At 42.0% G+C, this 17778-nt stretch carries 15 protein-coding genes; 4 read left to right on the top strand and 11 right to left on the bottom strand.

The genetic code is table 11. The features are described from left to right. Nucleotides 1-35 precede the first annotated feature (35 nt). The 9 genes from H5183_RS07540 to H5183_RS07580 all read right to left on the bottom strand — a co-directional run bounded on the left by H5183_RS07540 (nucleotide 36) and on the right by H5183_RS07580 (nucleotide 9388). Entirely contained in the window at nucleotides 36-875 is an 840-nt protein-coding gene (locus H5183_RS07540) for a Tim44 domain-containing protein (RefSeq protein WP_182731352.1), read from the bottom strand. Between the two features lie 212 nt (nucleotides 876-1087). Further along, the gene (locus H5183_RS07545; protein WP_182731353.1) at nucleotides 1088-1891 is read right to left on the bottom strand and encodes a DUF3379 family protein; all 804 of its coding nucleotides are present in this window, start codon (nucleotides 1889-1891) and stop codon (nucleotides 1088-1090) included. Next, nucleotides 1891-2448 carry a sigma-70 family RNA polymerase sigma factor gene (locus H5183_RS07550; protein WP_149983044.1) on the bottom strand — a complete coding sequence of 186 codons (558 nt, stop codon included), beginning with the start codon at nucleotides 2446-2448 and terminating at the stop codon, nucleotides 1891-1893. The genes H5183_RS07545 and H5183_RS07550 overlap by 1 nt, the downstream gene beginning before the upstream one ends. 70 nt (nucleotides 2449-2518) lie before the next feature. After that, entirely contained in the window at nucleotides 2519-4165 is a 1647-nt protein-coding gene (locus tag H5183_RS07555) for a BatD family protein (protein ID WP_145240347.1), read from the bottom strand. Beyond that, nucleotides 4159-6066: a VWA domain-containing protein gene (locus H5183_RS07560; protein WP_182731354.1), complete on the bottom strand. Its 1908-nt coding sequence runs from the start codon at nucleotides 6064-6066 to the stop codon at nucleotides 4159-4161. Before H5183_RS07560 ends, H5183_RS07555 begins: the two co-directional genes overlap by 7 nt. Next, complete coding sequence (locus H5183_RS07565) at nucleotides 6066-7052, bottom strand: VWA domain-containing protein (protein WP_145240351.1); 987 nt, start codon at nucleotides 7050-7052, stop codon at nucleotides 6066-6068. The genes H5183_RS07560 and H5183_RS07565 overlap by 1 nt, the downstream gene beginning before the upstream one ends. After that, complete coding sequence (locus H5183_RS07570; protein ID WP_145240353.1) at nucleotides 7045-7482, bottom strand: DUF4381 domain-containing protein; 438 nt, start codon at nucleotides 7480-7482, stop codon at nucleotides 7045-7047. Before H5183_RS07570 ends, H5183_RS07565 begins: the two co-directional genes overlap by 8 nt. A gap of 1 nt (nucleotide 7483) precedes the next feature. Then, complete coding sequence (locus tag H5183_RS07575) at nucleotides 7484-8428, bottom strand: DUF58 domain-containing protein (RefSeq protein ID WP_145240355.1); 945 nt, start codon at nucleotides 8426-8428, stop codon at nucleotides 7484-7486. A gap of 3 nt (nucleotides 8429-8431) precedes the next feature. Continuing rightward, nucleotides 8432-9388, bottom strand: coding sequence for a MoxR family ATPase (locus tag H5183_RS07580; protein ID WP_182731355.1), 957 nt, complete (start codon nucleotides 9386-9388; stop codon nucleotides 8432-8434). 285 nt (nucleotides 9389-9673) lie between these two features. On the opposite strand from H5183_RS07580, the gene fadI reads away from it, so the two are divergent. The 3 genes from fadI (at nucleotide 9674) to H5183_RS07595 (ending at nucleotide 13941) form a co-directional block, all read left to right on the top strand. Next, nucleotides 9674-10984, top strand: a complete 1311-nt coding sequence (gene fadI, locus H5183_RS07585) for an acetyl-CoA C-acyltransferase FadI (RefSeq protein WP_182731356.1) — start codon at nucleotides 9674-9676, stop codon at nucleotides 10982-10984. Further along, nucleotides 10984-13278, top strand: a complete 2295-nt coding sequence (fadJ, locus tag H5183_RS07590; RefSeq protein WP_182731357.1) for a fatty acid oxidation complex subunit alpha FadJ — start codon at nucleotides 10984-10986, stop codon at nucleotides 13276-13278. The genes fadI and fadJ overlap by 1 nt, the downstream gene beginning before the upstream one ends. A gap of 144 nt (nucleotides 13279-13422) precedes the next feature. After that, on the top strand, nucleotides 13423-13941 hold the full coding sequence (locus tag H5183_RS07595) for a GNAT family N-acetyltransferase (protein ID WP_182731358.1): 519 nt from the start codon (nucleotides 13423-13425) through the stop codon (nucleotides 13939-13941). Between the two features lie 53 nt (nucleotides 13942-13994). On the opposite strand, the gene H5183_RS07600 is transcribed toward H5183_RS07595, so the two are convergent. Beyond that, the gene (locus H5183_RS07600; protein WP_145240364.1) at nucleotides 13995-14381 is read right to left on the bottom strand and encodes an MmcQ/YjbR family DNA-binding protein; all 387 of its coding nucleotides are present in this window, start codon (nucleotides 14379-14381) and stop codon (nucleotides 13995-13997) included. 202 nt (nucleotides 14382-14583) lie between these two features. Between H5183_RS07600 and yeiP the strand changes: the two genes are divergently transcribed. After that, nucleotides 14584-15156, top strand: coding sequence for an elongation factor P-like protein YeiP (gene yeiP, locus H5183_RS07605; RefSeq protein ID WP_145240366.1), 573 nt, complete (start codon nucleotides 14584-14586; stop codon nucleotides 15154-15156). 353 nt (nucleotides 15157-15509) lie between these two features. Here the strand turns inward: yeiP and H5183_RS07610 are convergent, their stop codons facing one another. Further along, complete coding sequence (locus H5183_RS07610) at nucleotides 15510-17642, bottom strand: bifunctional diguanylate cyclase/phosphodiesterase (RefSeq protein ID WP_257326390.1); 2133 nt, start codon at nucleotides 17640-17642, stop codon at nucleotides 15510-15512. Between the last annotated feature and the right edge of the window lie 136 nt (nucleotides 17643-17778).

A 17778-nucleotide genomic window follows, 5' to 3' on the forward strand; every position in this document is an offset into this window, starting at 1 on the left:
CCTAGAACCTAGAACCTAGAACCTAGAACCTAGAACTACGCGTCAATTAAATCTTCAACACCAACAATCAGCCAAGGCGCATCATCGCTGGTGGCACGCTCTAAGTGCCAAATTTCTAAAATAGGCTGTTCTTTATTATCGCCTAAGTCACGGTACTTCCCTTTAAAACGTACACTTACTTGCCATTTTTGTGTGTCGGTATCGGCACGTACAAGTTCTGCATCAATAAACATCACGTCAGTTGCAACGCTGTCAATCGCTTCACGTTCCGCTTTAAATTCAGCGACTAGTTCAGGGCTTAAGTATTCAGCCATCGTTGCATAGTCAGCATTATTCCATGCTGTTTGCAATGTATGATAATGGCTACGCGCACCTTGTAAAAAGCCGTTAGTATCAAAGTTAGCGGGTAAATTAAACGGTACGTCATTGGTTTGACTAAATCCACTTGTAGTGGTGTGCTCAGACGCAGTTTGTTTCATTTGCGGTGCAGTAAATGCTCCTTGCGCATGCGCCATTACAGGGGCGTTTTTACGACGTATTATACCGATGATAAGTTTAAAGATAATAAAGGCGATACCTGCCATTAAAATTATCTCAAGTAGTTGCATCCCTTCAAAGTCATCGCCCATCATTGCGGCGATTAATCCACCGGCTAATAAGCCGCCAAAAATACCTGCCATCATGCCTTTTTTGCTTGATTTTGGTTTTGCAGCAGGGGCGAGGGTATTGGTATCTGTTTGTTGTTTTTGTGCGGTTTGTTGTGTTTCTGGTGTTTGGCCACGTTTTTTACTACCAAACTTTTTACGTGCTTGTGCATCAAAACTTGCAGTACATAGTAGAGCAAGCAATGAAAATATAACAATCAGGTTTTTCATGAAGTTCCTTAAAACAAATTAGAACGGCGATTCTAAAGTAGTTCAGGAATTAGATAAATAGCGACAAACGGAATTAGCTCTAAAATGCTCAGTAGCTTGGTCAATAGACTAATTTAAAAGCAATTATTGGTTAAAGCGGGAAGTATATAACGATTGTTTCGTGAAGGTATAAATTGCATTGCCGTTATAATAACGGCAATGCAAAAGGAAGGTTAATTTAACCAGCGGATCGCACCATTAATACGATCATTGTAATTTTCTAATGGCGCACCAAGACTTGCTACTAAAATAGTATCTGCGTCAGCACCACGGTTAATATGGCCTTCAAAACGATCGTCTTGAAAATCATCGCCGCCGATGCCAAACGATTGCTGTTTTGATGGCACTATAAATACCGTCATCGGGCCATAGTCTGATTCAAAAACCAGGTGTAATCCCTTTTGGCCTTTAAAGTCACAAAACATTAGGTAAGTCACTTTACCTGGCAATTCATCTAAATGGCCGCCTAACACAGCAAATTTTTCATTTACCGTTGCTAAGCTGATTGCTTCGGTCTTTTGCAGCGAATTAATTTCATAGTAAACATGAGCAAGCGCATGTTCGCCAGCTGCGTACGCAACATTTTGTTCGCTGCTAAATAAAAATGCTCCCACAGCCACTAATACTGAGGCTGCCATGGCAAGTGGTAAACGAGCACGTTTAAAACGTGTACTTGCCTCAACTACATTATCTGTTCGTTGCGGCGGTGTTTGCGCGCTGGTATCAGCTGGTGCTTGGTTGAGTTGCTCAGTTGTGACCGACTCGTTTTGTGCATGCGCTGCGGTGTTTGCCAAAATACGCTCGGCAAGACCTGCTGGCACCGGTACGTCAAGTGCATTGGCAAGCTCTAAATCAAAGGCCTGCATATCATTAATAAATTCTTGTCGCTCAGAGTGTTGCTCTGCAAACTCCACAAGCTCCTTATCTGTGCTGTTTGGCTGTGCGCTAATTCGGCGACGAAACTCGAGATCATCCATTAATTTGATGCCCCTTTAAGTTGTTCATCATCACGGCTCAATGCCTCTTTTAACTGGTTTCTGGCGCGGTATAAACGCGTCATAACCGTGTTTTTATTTAAATCTAATATTTCTGCTATCTCTTCACCGGAGCAGCCCATAACGACTTGTAATAATAATGGCTCGCGGTATTCATCAGGTAACTTAGCGATTTGACGTTGGATCACTGTTTGTTCCATTTCGTCATCCAAGGTGACGCTTTTTTCGTCAACTAAGGTGTCGTTTTCAACATCGCTATAATCAAATTGTTTGCGTTCAAAACGACGGGCATTTTCCCGGCGTAAAATCGTCAATAGCCATGGCTTAGCTGCTTTTTGATCTAATAATGAATCCAGAGATCGCCAAGCACGTAAAAATGTTTCTTGGACAAGATCTTCGGCAATATTAGGGTCGCGGCAGAGCCAATAAGCAAAGCGATATAATTCGCTATGATAAACATGAACAAGTTTTTCATAGCGTGTTTTTTTCTCTGCCATATCAACTAAGACCTGACTTTTAGAGTTTTCATTTCCAAGCATAAGCACTTTTTTTATTTATTTTAAGTTATTTACTATTTGAGCGCGGGGATTGCTCCCCGTCACTTAAACTCTATTTATAAAGTCCTTTTAATACAGCTTGTTGTGATTTTTTTTGTACTTTACGTTGCTCTTCTAACATGCCGACAATCGCAATTAAATCAACATCTGTATCATTAGGACTATAGAGTGCAGCCCTTAGTTTAGCAATATGTTGACTAAGCTGTGCATTATCAGCTAGTTGTTCAAGCTTGTCTATTGCACCGCTCGATTGTTTTGTTAAGTGCATTGCGTAACGATTTAGCGCCTGATAAAAGGCACTTACATCATTGCTTTTAGCGTGTTTCTTTAATTCATCTAATGAAATTGATGAATCACTATGGGTTACTGTCGGCTTTGCTTGCATCAAGCTGCGCTGAGATTGACTGCGCCACCATAAAATCAAGGTAATAAACCATAATAAATAACCAATCACACTGATAATAATTAACCATAGCGGATACTGATTTATCGGCGTTGCTTGATAACTTATTGCTGCAGCATCTGTTGTTGCGCTTTGTGATGGCGTAAGTGGCTGCGCAGCAACGGCTGCTGGAGTGCTTGAGCTACTAGGTGTTACTGTAATAGTACGAGCTGGTAGTGTTGCATAACTGATCCGGTTAATCTTGGTGTTATACCAAGGCACGCTTACCTCTGGCAGTGTATAAGTGCCTGGCATCTGCGGTAACAAAGCGTACGAGGCTGTTTGTTGTGATATTACCCGACCATCGCGAACCAAGTGATTATTTTCTTTTTCATCTGGGTAACTGCGAATACCTTTGATTTCAGGCAGTTCAATATCAGGTAGTTGCTCTTTGGTGATACCAAGTGCAGTTAAGGTCAGCGTTCGCGTAATAGGTGTACCCACTTCTACTGTGTCGTCAGCGGGTTGCCATTGCTCATCTAAATTAACTAATTCACTAGGCAGCCATGCACCTTGGTAGTCACTTGGTATCGGTTTAATTTCAATATCGACATTATCACCCAGTGCAGATACATCTAATTGGCGATAGTCTTGGCGAATTCGACCTTGAAAAGTTGGTGCTTGAATCGTGTAACTACCACTTTTTTGGGGCTGTACTAAATACTCGCGAGTGATCACTAAGTAACGCTTACCATCAACAAGTTCATAGTTTTCAGTCTGCTTGCCGATTTGACTTAGCTGCGCATCGGGCATCGCGGGGGCACTTAAATTACCATCAAGTAACTCTTTGGCAAGATATAGCTTAACCGTGTAAAGCCCTGCCTCTTGAACAAATAGGCTGTCACTTGAAAGCGATGCTTTAATAAAAATATCGTTGTTTTGCTGCGCATCTTTACTGCGTTCAGCCACTTTTAATGCAATGGGCGCAGAGCTGACACCAGCTACACTAAATGCTGGGATTGTATAATCACCGGCAGTGCGGGTCATAAGTTTAATAGACCAAGTGGTTTCTTTTGAAATACTACCATTAATGATGTTTGTGCGGGTGCTGACACTGGTGCGGCCAACCACGAAGTCTTTTAACAGGACTGAGGTATCAGGTTGATCATTTTTTATGGTGTCATCTGCACTGATATTGAGCATAAAAAATTCACCCGCTAGTACCGGGTTTTTATCAACACTGGCTTGTAATTGCGTAACGGCCCACGAGGGCATAGCGCTGATAAGCAATAAACAACAGATTAATCGCATTACCATGATTTTTCGACTCCTTGTGGACGGCGTTGATTGTTTCGTTTTTGGGCTTCTAATTGCATTTTGTTACGTAACAGGATTGCGGGATCATCGGGTACTTTTCGCAATAACTGACTAAGCTGCTGCGCTTTCTCTTTCTCTTCGTTGGTAAGCTCTGCGGTTTGTGCTTGCATAGCTTGTTGCTTTGCCGCTTCTTCAGCTTGTTGCTGTTGTTCAGGAGTCATTTGTGGCTGCGCCTGCTTATCATCGTTTGCAGAGTCATCTTGGGGCTCGGTTTGCGCATCTTGTTGTTGTTGCCCATCAGTTTTATCACCTTGCTCAGGTTCCGCCTCCATTTGTGGCTCGTTTTGCTTGTCAGTTTGTTGATCAGATGGTTTGCCATCTTGCTGATCATCACTTTGCTTAGATTGATCGCCTTGTTGAGATTGCTGGTCCTGATTTGGCTGTTCACCTTGCTGTGACTTATCTTTATTTTGCTGATCTTGACCTTGTTCACCATCTTGGCTTTTTTGATCTTGGTTTTGTTCGCCGTCTTGGCCTTGTTGATTTTGCTGCTGTTTCTTTTGATTTTTCAATTGCTCAACGAGTGCCTGATTTTCTTTTGCTTGGGTAAAGTCGTCTTGCAAAGTTTGTGCTTGCTGATAGGCGGCAATTGCTTCGTCGAGCTTGCCTGCCTTTGCTAGAGCATTACCGTAATTATATAAACCAGTGGCGCTTTTATCTTGGCTAAATTGTGCCAATGCAGCATCAAAATTACCTTGCTGGTAAAGCGCCGCGCCTTTTAGTTGACTAGAATCTGCTGTGGCAGCTTGCTCATATTCACCTTGTTGATAGGCGTCCAGCGCACGTTGATCTTGATTTTTAAAGACCGAAGGCAGCTCTACTGCATAAGCATTGTGTTGCGGTAAAAAACTCACCACTAAAAATGCAGCTGCAAAAGCTCCTCGGCGAAAAATCCACAGCATCATTGGCAGTAAAATAAACAAGCCATAAATCCCCGCATCAATACGCCAGAGCGCTTGACTTTGTTTTTCATTTTTCAGTATTTCACTATTTGCACTGGGAGCAAAAATTTGAATATCGCGGGCACTCGGTTGATAAGTCGCAAATTTACCGCCACTGTTTCTTGCTAGACCATTAAGCATACTGATGTTGATGGTGGGCACCACAATTTGCCCGTAACTATCTTTTAAAAACCCACCTTCAGGAAGTTTAATTGGCGCGCCTTGCTCTGTTCCGATACCATAAATGTTTAATCGATAAGGGTTAACGTCTGTAAATTGGCTGATATCTTGTTGCTCACTTTGTTCAATACCATCTGTTACTAAGATAATATCGCCTTCAAGGTATCCGGCTTGTGTTAATAACTCTTTTGCAGCATCAAGCCCAGCAAGTACGTTGGAGCCTTTATCAGGCATGATATCTGGGCTTAAACTTGGGATCAGGTTTTCAAGCGTCGCGGCATCATTGGTTAGCGGCGAAATGGTATAAGCAGTGCCTGCATAGGCCACTAACGCAGTGTCACCTTCTTTAAATAGTTTGATCATATCCAGCGCTTTGAAGCGCGCTTGCACTAAACGACTGGGCGCAATATCCGTGCTGTACATCGATAGCGACATATCCATCACAATTACACGGGCATTTTTGCTTTGAAATACCGGCACTTGTTTTTCTTCAAAACTGGGCCCTGCGCTAAAAATGACGGCTAACATTGCAAAGAGGGCAATTAGCCACATGGGTTGCGTGTTTTTTTGGTTGTTGGTGTTGATCACAAATTTTGCTAAGTGAGCTGCTATTAATTCACCTTGGCTGGTTTTCTTGTGCTTTATTATTGCAATAGTAAACACTAAACACACAGGAACTAATAACCACAATACGGTCGGGCGGATAAATTCAAAGTCCATTAGGCCTCCTGTCTTAATGCTTTTGCACTGATAAACATAACGCGCAGACCAATCAAGGTCAGTGCAATTAATAAAGGGAAGTAAAATAACGCACTTTGTGGGCGAAAGGTTTGCTCATCAGCGCTGATCGGCTCAAGTTTATCAAGTTCTTGATAAATTTGTTGTAAGCCGGCAACGTCTTTTGCGCGAAAATAAAGGCCGCCAGTTTGTTCGGCAATACGTTTTAGCAGGGTTTCATCTAAACTACCTCCGCTCATGCCACCCATATTAAATAAGCTAAAGCCACGCGGATTATCAGAGCCTACGCCGATGGTATACACTTTAATGCCTTCTTCGCGGGCAAGCAGTAGGGCTTCTTCTGGATCTAAGTTACCGGCGGTGTTTTGACCATCTGTTAATAACACCACAATGCGATTGCTTTCATCTTTACTGGCAAAACGTTTTACTGATAAGCCCAGCGCATCGCCAATGGCGGTGGCACGGCCAACCAAGCCTATTTGCGCTTCTGATAGCATTTGGCTTACGGTTTTAACGTCTCGCGTTAGTGGTGTTTGTAAAAATGCCGTATCACCAAATAAAATCAGCCCTAAACGATCGCCTTGACGTTGCTCAATAAAGTCACTTAATACCGCTTTTACCATAGTTAAACGGTCAACATATTGGCCCTGATAAGCCATATCTTGCTCGGTCATTGATCCTGACAAATCCACAGCTAGCATGATATCGCGGCCTTCGTTAGGTAAGGTAATTGGCTCATCAAGCCAGGTTGGGTTAGCTAAAGCGGTGACTAAAAGCAACCAAACCAACCATTCAAATATACTAATACCACGCGCCTGTTGCTGGACAACTTGCGCGCCTAAATTGTGTTTGGCGAAGCTTGGAATACGTAAGCGGGTATTGCCTTCACTGTGCACTGGCTTAAATAAGCGCAACAACCAAGGCAGCGGTAATAATACAAATAACCAAGGCCAGCTAAATTCAAACATTCAGCGGCTCCTTTAATTTAAATTGCACAATGGCGAGTTTTAATTTCTGTGCCAGCGCAGTTTGATTGCTTTGTGATTGATAAAGGCTCATCAGCTCGTGTTCAGTAAATTGTTGTCCGGTCAGCTTATTTAGAGTAATACACCATTGTTTCGTGCCTTGTGATGCAGCACTTTGCTGATAATAGTGTAAAACCAGGCGTTTAATTAAAATATGTAGTTGCTGGGCATCTTCTGCGTGTTGTTCACTGAGGGAAATAGCTTGGCGTTTGGCTTTTTTAAACTGCCGTGCCCGGTACAACTGGTAACTTATAAAGCTTACAGTTACGAGTAACACGACAATGATGAGCCACCAAATAGGTGCTAAAGGCCACCAAGAAACATGGCTTGGCACAATCACATCATGGAGGCCAGCTAATGGAGAGGTTTGCATATTACTTTCTCACTAATTGCAGCTCAAGAGGTGTGGCTGCATTGAATGATATTAAATTAAGACCCGATTTAGTTAAGCGTTGCATTCGTGTGGTAAATGCTTGCTCAGCAGTTTTAGCAAATTTATCACGAAAACTTTTATCCATCAGCGGTAACGCAAAGTCACTGCCGTTGGCGCTCACCGTGACTGTTTGTTTAAACGCCGGTAGCTGATGCTCAAATGGGTCGCTAATATGGCAGCCGATCAGTTCACAATGTCGACTCAGTATTTCTAGTTGTTTAAAGCTGGCATCATCAAGGGCGCTAAAATCTGACACTAAATAGACTAAGCTGCCCGGCTTGGCTAAATGATTCAAACGTTTTAGATTATCACTGAGTTTATTGTCTGCGGGCTCATCAATCTGCGCGAGTGCTTGCTGGTGGTTATTACACAAATTGTGGCATAGTTTTAACACGGCTTTTTCGCGGGCGCTGGGCTTGAGCTCTAAATGACCGTGTTGATTAAACACTATGCCACCGATGCGATCGCCGCGTTGGCACGCTGACCACGCAACCAAGGCACTGATATGCGCCGCTTGCACAGATTTAAGTAATAGCTTTGAGCCAAACAGCATTGAATTAGAAAAGTCTGTAAACACAAACACTGGCCGTTCTTTTTCTTCTTGAAACAACTTAGTGTGTGTTTCGCCAGTACGTGCTGTAACGCGCCAATCAATTGAGCGAATATCATCGCCTTGTTGATAATGACGTACTTCAGCAAACTCCATACCACGGCCTTTATGAGGCGCGAGATATTGGCCGGTCAGGCTATTTCTAATTTTAACTTTTGGCGCAAGCTCTAATAAGCGAGCTTTCGCTTTATAATACATCAGCTCTTTCAAGCCTAAGTCGACCCCATGGCTATGACTTAGGCTGAGCCACTGTTGGTTATCTAATTGGCTTTGCATGGTTTATGGCACGGCAACAAGTTCTAAAATACGGCTAATGACTTGATCTTTAGTAACGCCATCGGCTTGTGCTTCATAACTTAAAATAATGCGATGGCGCAGAACATTATGTAACACAGCTTGAATATCATCTGGAGCAACAAAGTCACGACCTTGTAACCATGCATGAGCACGGGCACATTTATCTAAGGCGATGGTGGCACGCGGACTTGCGCCATATTCAATCCAGCTGCCTAATTGGGCGTCTAGTTTTGTGCCTTCACGCGTTGCAATAATAAGTTGCACTAAATATTGCTCAAGTGGCTCAGCTAAATACAGCCCTAAAATTGCTTTGCGAGAGGCAAATAAATCGCTTTGACTAATTTGTTGTGCTGGTGCTTGATGCTCGCTCAACGCTTCGCCACGGGTAAGGCGTAAAATATCAAGCTCATGCTCGGCGCCTGGATAATCAATACTTAGGTGGAGTAAGAAACGGTCTAATTGCGCCTCTGGTAGCGGGTAAGTGCCTTCTTGCTCCAGTGGATTTTGGGTTGCCATCACCATAAATAAATCCGACAGCGGATAAGTGTTTTTACCAACCGTGACTTGGCGCTCAGCCATGGCTTCTAATAAGGCTGATTGTACTTTAGCTGGGGCACGGTTAATTTCGTCGGCTAAAATAAGGTTATGAAATAGTGGGCCTTTTTCAAAAACGAATTCGCTGGTCTGTTGGCGATAAATATCAGTACCGGTTACGTCAGCAGGTAATAGATCTGGGGTAAACTGTACGCGTTGGAATGAGCCTTCAACGCCTTTGGCTAATGCATTTACTGCGCGAGTTTTAGCAAGCCCTGGAGGGCCTTCTACTAATAAGTGACCATCGGCTAAAATAGCAATAAGTAGTGCTTGCGTTAATTCTGGCTGGCCAATAATTTGGCTATCTAAATAAGTTTTTAATTGTGAAAATACGTTAGTGGCCATAGTAAAAAAACTGTCCTGATTTGCAAGGTTTATAAAAGCTTAACTAGTAATATGGGTAAATAGTTTATAACACAAGTGTTAGACTCAAGTTTTCAAAATAGTTCGTTATTTTTTAACGATTTTTACCCTAGCATAGAAAGCGCAGTATTTTTTGTAAATATGCTAAAAAAAGCCTATGGTTGGTAACTAATTATACTATTTTCAATTTCGCTATTGGCTTTAGCACACGGGTTGTTTAGAATCGAGGAAAATAAACAGGTCAGACCTGTCAGCGGGAGAGCATTAATGTCTGAGCAAAATATACTAAAAACAGCAAAGGGCGATCGTATTGCCATCGTCAGTGGTTTACGTACGCCATTTGCTAAACAAGCAACTGCATTTCATCATGTACCAGCCCTTGATATGGGGAAGTTAGTCGTTAACGAAATGCTTGAACGCCTTAACTTTGATAAATCTGAAATTGATCAATTAGTGTTTGGTCAAGTAGTACAAATGCCAGAAGCGCCAAACATTGCCCGCGAAATCGTATTGGGTACTGGTATGCCAGTATCTGTTGATGCGTACTCCGTATCACGTGCTTGTGCTACTAGTTTTCAGGCGATTGCTAATGTGGCTGAATCAATCATGGCAGGTTCGGTGCAAGTGGGTATTGCTGGTGGTGCAGACTCGTCATCGGTATTGCCAATCGGCGTAAGTAAAAAATTAGCAGGTAGCCTTGTTGATCTCAATAAAGCACGTACCTTAGGTCAGCGCTTAAAAATATTCTCTAAGCTGCGTTTAAAAGATTTATTACCAGTACCGCCTGCGGTTGCAGAATATTCAACTGGTTTATCTATGGGTCAAACTGCCGAGCAGATGGCAAAAACTCACAGTATTAGCCGTGAAGATCAAGATGCCTTAGCACATCGTTCACATACTCTTGCTAGCCAAGCATGGGCAGATGGTAAACTTGCTGATGAAGTGATGACTGCACATTTACCGCCGTATAAAAGTTTTATCGAACAAGATAATAATATTCGCCATAATTCAACGGTTGAAGTGTACGCTAAATTAAAACCAGCGTTTGACCGTCAGCATGGCTCAGTCACTGCTGCAAACTCAACACCGCTAACTGATGGTGCAGCAGCGGTATTAATGATGAGCGAAAGTAAAGCCAAAGCATTAGGCTATAACATTTTAGGTTATGTACGTAGCTTTGCATTCTCTGCCATTGGTGTGAATGAAGACATGCTAATGGGGCCGGCTCATTCAACGCCTGTTGCCTTAGCGAGAGCTGGCATAACGCTTGCCGATCTTGATTTAATTGAAATGCACGAAGCCTTTGCAGCACAAACGTTAGCGAACATGAAAATGTTTGCCTCAGATAAGTTTGCGCAAGAAAAACTCGGTCGCAGCAAAGCGATTGGTGAAATTAACATGGATAAGTTTAACGTTTTAGGCGGTTCGCTTGCATATGGTCATCCATTTGCAGCCACCGGCGCACGACTTATCACCCAAAGTTTACATGAACTCAACCGCCGTGGCGGTGGCTTAGCACTAACAACTGCGTGTGCCGCAGGTGGCTTAGGTGCAGCCTTTGTATTGGAGAGTGCGTAATGACACAGTCAGTATTTAATTTAGACGTTGATGATAGCGGTATTGCCGTTGTCACCATTGATGTGCCGGGCGAAAAAATGAATACCCTGCGCGACACTTTTGCAGATGATTTAACAGCCTTACTTGATGACGCAAAACAGCAGTCAGTGAAGGGCATGGTATTCATTAGTGGTAAAAGCGATAACTTTATTGCTGGTGCTGATGTAAAAATGCTTGATAACGTGCAAAGTCGTGATGATGCACTGGCGATCAGCGAATTATGCCACCGTGCATTTTTTGATATGAAAAAACTGCCATTTCCAACTGTTAGTGCCATTCATGGTGCGGCATTGGGTGGTGGTTTAGAATTTGCCTTGGCGTGCGATTATCGCGTATGTACAGACAGTGATATCACTAAACTAGGCTTACCTGAAGTACAACTTGGTTTATTACCCGGTGGTGGTGGAACGCAACGCTTGCCTAAACTGGTTGGTTTGCAAAAAGCCCTTGAGTGGACGTTAACAGGTAAACAAATTCGCGCTAAACAAGCTAAAAAATCGGGTTTGGTAGATGATTGTGTACCACAGACCGTATTGCTAAAAGTAGCAAAAGAATTTGCTTCAAAAGGTAAAGCGAAAGCGGCCAAGCCTAAGCTTGATCGTATTAGCCAATTATTAGAATCGAATCCGTTTGGCCGAAACTTCATCTTTAAAAAAGCACAAGAAAATGTACTGAAAAAAACCGGTGGTCATTATCCTGCGCCGTTGGCTATTATCAAAGCAATACGCGCAAGTGTTGAGCTGGATGAACTAAAAGCTTATAAAACAGAAGCGGAAGGTTTTGCTACTTTAGTAATGAGTAGCGAATCAAAGTCATTACGTGGGATATTTTTTGCCACCACTGAAATGAAAAAAGAGTGGCGCAACGACGACGCTCCAGCAATCACTAAAACAGCCGTACTAGGCGGTGGTTTAATGGGCGCAGGTATTGCCCATGTTAGTGCTGTAAAAGCCGGTGTACCAGTTCGTATCAAAGATGTTGCAGAGCAGGGCATAAGTAATGCCATGAATTACAGCTATAAAATTTTAGATAAAAAGCAAAAGCGCCGTATTTTATCTAAGGCTGAACTGCAACAAACTATGAACCGAATTACTGGTACAACTAACTACAGTGGTTTTAAACACATTGATTTAGTGATTGAAGCGGTATTTGAAGACCTAAGCCTTAAGCAAGGTATGGTGGCAGATGTAGAACGTGAATGCCAAGCAAACACAATTTTTGCTAGTAACACGTCATCATTGCCTATCTCACAAATTGCGGCAGAAGCTGCCCGTCCAGAGAATGTAATTGGCTTACATTATTTCTCACCAGTTGAGAAAATGCCATTGGTTGAAATCATTCCACACGAAGGCACCTCAGAAGAGACTATCGCCCGGATTGTAAATTTTGCCCGTAAGCAAGGTAAAACACCAATCGTTGTTAAAGATAGCGCAGGCTTTTACGTTAACCGTATTTTAGCGCCTTATGTGAATGAAGCGGCTAACTTATTACTGGCAGGTGAGCCAATTGAAAAGATTGATGCGGCACTCGTTGAGTTTGGTTTCCCTGTTGGACCATTAGCACTATTAGACGAAGTCGGCATTGATATCGGCTCTAAGATTGCGCCAATTCTTGAAAAAGAACTCGGTGATCGTTTTAAAGCACCCGATGCGTTTTCACGTTTAATTGATGCCAAACGCTTAGGCCGGAAGACTGGCCGTGGTTTTTATCTTTACGATAAGAAAGCTAAAAAAGTAGACGAATCAGTTTACGAATTACTCGGCGTGAGCCCATCACCACGTTTAAATAAAAGCGAAATTGCTAAACGTTGTGTGGCACAAATGCTTAACGAAGCTGCCCGCTGTTTAGACGAAGGCATTATTGCCAGTCCTCGTGATGGTGATATTGGCGCAATCTTTGGTATTGGCTTCCCGCCATTTTTAGGTGGTCCATTCAGCTATATGGATAAACTTGGCGCAAACAAAGTAAGCTCAGAAATGGCTACTTTTGCTAATTTTAATCCGGTATTTGCGCCGTGTGCAGCTTTAGTTGCGATGGCTGATGCTGGTGCAAGCTTTTATCAGCCTGAGCCTGCACAGCCAAGTAAAGCAGTTGTGGTAGAACAAACCGTGGCGGCTACGCAAGACGTTACCGATGTAGAACCTGTCGAAGCGGTTGAGGCTCAAGAAGTTATTGTTCCGCCAGCGCCAGCTACTGAAGCTGAATCGGTAACCGACACGCACCCAGCCGATGCAAGCGATGATAAAGTGAAATAGTATTTAATTGCTAGTTATAAAAACGCACGGATAGTTTGAAGTGCGTTTTTTTATGCCTAGAATTTAAAAAATTTAGTTGCTGAAATCATTTTGCTTTGTTGTTATAACAGGGGCATCCTAACTGATACCGCGTAAAGACGAATAATGAACATCAGTACTGCAAGATTACAATTGAGACTCCTTGAACAAGACGATTGGGCGTTTTTTTTAGCTTTGCATGATGAGCCATGCGTTATTGAAAAATGTTTTGACAGGCCTTCTGATACGCAAATACGTAGTATGTTTATGCAGCGGTTGGCGCCGTGGCACCCTACAGCCAATAAGTCTTTGTGTTTGATGATCATTGAAATAAAAACAGGCAAAAAAGTGGGCGTTACAGGGCTTACAACATCCTCATCAAACACTCCCGAAGTTGGTTATCTGTTAATGCCTGAGTTTTATGGTCAAGGTTATGCAACTGAAGCACTACAAGCATTTTTAACATGGGCGACGACAGCGTTTAACATTCAACAATTTACTGCTGTGGTTACGAAAGGGAATGTAGGCTCAGAAAAAGTGTTGGCTAAATGTGGCTTTAAGTTAGTTAGCGTTGAACCTTCAGCTTACGAAATTGGTGGGGTATTATTTGATGATCATCATTTTTTACTAACGTGTACGGAGTAAGGCTAAGTTGTACTGAACAAGTAGCTTGCGCAGTACAACATTAAAATTGTGACTTACATATGAATTTCAATCGCTTTGCGATCTTTTTCCGGCATATTGGCAACCACTAAGTTAAATGAATTATCAATCATACGTTCAATTTCACCTTGCGGGATTGAGCCATCTAAAATAACAGTATTCCATAACCGTTTATTCATATGATAGCCCGGGATCACTGAAGGAAAAATATCACGAAGTGATTGCGCTTCATCCGGGTCGCATTTTAAATTCATCCACCAAATAGGGTTGCCGTCTTCGTCAGTTTCCCCTTCGTTGCCAACCGATAAAGTGGCAAACATTTTATGGTTTACTTTATATACATCAACTTCTTGGCCGAAAGGTTGGGTAACCATAACCAGAGGTTTTTTTGCTAAATACTCATGTGCAGTGTGCTGATCCATGATCCAGTCCTTGAAGTCATTTTTGGTAGTTTAACCATAGCAGCTTTTTCGTAGTTTAGTCATGAAAAATCGATTAATAGGTAAAATTTATGAGTAAATACAGGCCCTACGAGAAAAATAGCGGTATGTGATATTTTCTTATTGAAGAAAATCCAGTTCGTGGTATGTTTCTGGGGATTTATAAATTATAGGAAATACACTGATGCCAAAGGCAAGTGAAGTTAAAAAAGGTACTGCGATTGAGTTTAATGGCCGCGTTTTAGTGGTTAAAGATATTGTTCGTTCTGTACCACAAGGCCGTGCTGGTGGAAGTTTGTACCGTATGCGCTTATACGATGTAGTAACTGGTAGCAAAGTAGATGAAACATTCAAAGATAGCGACATGTTAAAACTAGCTGATTTAACTCGTCGTGAAGCAATGTTCTCGTATTTAGATGGCGAAGAATACGTATTTATGGATAACGAAGATTACACGCCATATAATCTTAATAAAGAAGCGATCAGCGAAGAAATTTTATTCGTCAACGAAGAAACCCAAGGCGTGCATGTCATTGTAATTGATGGCGCACCAGTGGGATTAGATTTACCATCAAGTGTTGAACTTGTGGTTGAAGAAACAGACCCTTCAATTAAAGGTGCTTCAGCGAGCGCTCGCTCTAAACCTGCACGATTATCAACTGGTTTGATCATTCAAGTGCCGGAGCATATTTCTACAGGTGACCGCATCCGTATTAATACCGCAGAGCATAAATTTATGGGCCGTGCTGAAAAATAAGTACGCTGCCTGTATTGATAAAAACCGACATCTTTGTCGGTTTTTTTATATCATTATAATTTATGCTCATTATTTGCCCGCAGTACTTTAAATCAGTGCATGCTTTGGTTACACTGCGCGCTCATTTTTTAAACTGAAAGAACGAGGCTGCTTTTGTATTTTCTGCTCAGCGTAGTATCTATTGTCGTTATGTATTCACAGGCAATTAAAAAAGGTATGCCAGTTAAACGCTGGTTGGTGCTAGCAGGGTTGTTAGGCCCCGTTGCATGGTGCTTGTTTAACTTACATTATCGTCGTGCACTAGTGCGCTGTGTTGGTATACAAGCGTGCACATGGCGACCATAGGCTGTCATCTATGCCTGTTGTACTAAACTAAGTGCCGCTTGGTTTTGTTGTTTCTTCAAAAATTCTGTAAATTCAGCTCGCGATAAAGGTTTTGAATAATAGTAGCCTTGCATCGTTTCGCAATTAAGCTCTTTTAAGATTGCAATTTGCTCTGCTTGCTCAACCCCTTCAGCCACCACATGTAAGTCTAAGTTATGTGCAATGGTAACTATTGAGTCAACCATATTACGGCCTCGCTCTGTTTGCATATCATCAATAAACGCTTTATCAACTTTTAGGGTATTAAGTGGAAACTGCTTTAAATATGCAAGTGATGAGTAGCCAGTGCCAAAGTCATCCATGGCTAAATGAATACCACGGGCACTGAGAGAGCGCATGATCGAAATAGCATCTTGTGGGTCGTCCATTACCGTACCTTCCGTAATTTCAAGTTCTAAAAAGTACGATGGCAAGGCGTGATTTTGTAAAATCACATCAATACGAGTAGTTAGATCCGGTAAGCTAAATTGTTTAGCAGACAAGTTTACCGCAACTCGGCCATTAAATAAGCCAGCATCCAGCCAGGCTTTAACATCACGGCATGCTTTATGAAGTACCACTTCACCAATTTCGATGATTTGCCCGGTTTCTTCTGCGATGGGAATGAACACGCCAGGACTAATAATGCCTTTTTTCGGAGTAATAAAACGCACTAAGGCTTCCATTCCAGTGAATTTACCGGTGCGGATATTCATTTTTGGTTGGTAGTAAACTTCAAAATGATCTTCTTTTAAACCAAATCGCATTAAGTTTTCAATTTGCAGGCGTTTTACTGCTTGGCGGTTCATGGTGTCGTTAAAGAATAAGTAGCTATTACCTTTCTTTTTCGCATGGTACATCGCAGTATCGGCATTTTTAAGCAGTAGTTCTGGGGTATTGCCATCTTCTGGGAATAACACAATGCCGACACTTGAAGTGATCACTAATTCGTGACCTGCCATTTTAAATGGCGTGGCAATGGCGGCTAAAAACTGTTTTGCCATTCTGGTAATGGTATGAATATCGTTAGTGCCAGACATAACTAAGGCAAATTCATCGCCACCTAAGCGGTAAAACACATCTTTTTCACGGGTGAGTTTACTCAACCGCATTGCTAGTTTTGCCAGTAAACTGTCGCCTAGTTGATGCCCTAATGAGTCATTAATTTTTTTAAAGTTATCTAAATCAAATACTAGTAATGCATGGTGGCTGTCTTGTTTTGCCAGCTTTTTAAGATCGGTAAAAAATAGATTTCGGTTAGGTAAGCCAGTTGTACGATCGCGATTTGATAAGTTATGTAGTTGTGATTCGGCTTTTTTACGCTCGGTTAAATCTGAATATACAATGACATAGTTACAAATTTGATTATGTTCATTCTTAATTTCATCGATTGAGATTTCAATCGGTAGTAGTTTTCGCTCACTGTTGCGCAGTTTAACTTCTTGTTGCCAATGGTCGGTAAGACGAACAGTATTTTTAATATCATCAATATAACTTTGCTCGTAACCTGGTAAGGTAAATGGCTTGTTTAAATAGTTATCTCGGTTCCCACCAAACTGCGATAAAAAGCTGGGATTAAGATCAACCAGGTTAAAGTTTTTATCGTAAATGGCTAATGCATCAGTGAGTGATTCAACACATTTAGCGAATAAGTTAAGGCGTGCCTCGGTTGATTTTAATTGCGTGATATCGCGTACCGTGCCAGTCATTCTTAGCGGGTTTAAATTGGTATCTTTTTCAATGATCTTGCCTCTGTCGAGTACCCAATGCCAGCGATCAAAGCTATCTTTAATGCGATAGCTGGCTTCAAAGAAAGCGGTTTGCTCCGCAAAGTGTTGCTTTAACAGTAATTCAACTTGCGCTATATCATTAGGGTGAATAAGGGCTTTATTAGGTGGAACATCAATGATGGTATTTCTATCCATCATGTATTTATCGTTAATGCGCAGTACTTCACCAGTTTTGATATTCCAATCCCAAAGTGTGTCACCACTGCCTTCAACCGTGCTTTTTAAACGCCGTTCAGAAATACATAATTGGCGTCGTGAGCGGCGTAATTTGTAGATTGTGAATAATAAGTAAGGCAGCACTAACGTAACAAATGCACTCGGTAAATAAAGCATTAAAGTTTGCTGATCGACTAATTGCTCGCTATAGCCCAATGGGCTAAAGCAGAGTAATAATGAGGCGAATATGAATGTGTTGAATATTATTTTTATTATTATCATAGGGCACTTCTGTATTTTGCACTTGATAATC

Source organism: Pseudoalteromonas sp. SR44-8 (assembly GCF_014163635.1).
Taxonomy (GTDB): Bacteria; Pseudomonadota; Gammaproteobacteria; order Enterobacterales; family Alteromonadaceae; genus Pseudoalteromonas; species Pseudoalteromonas rhizosphaerae.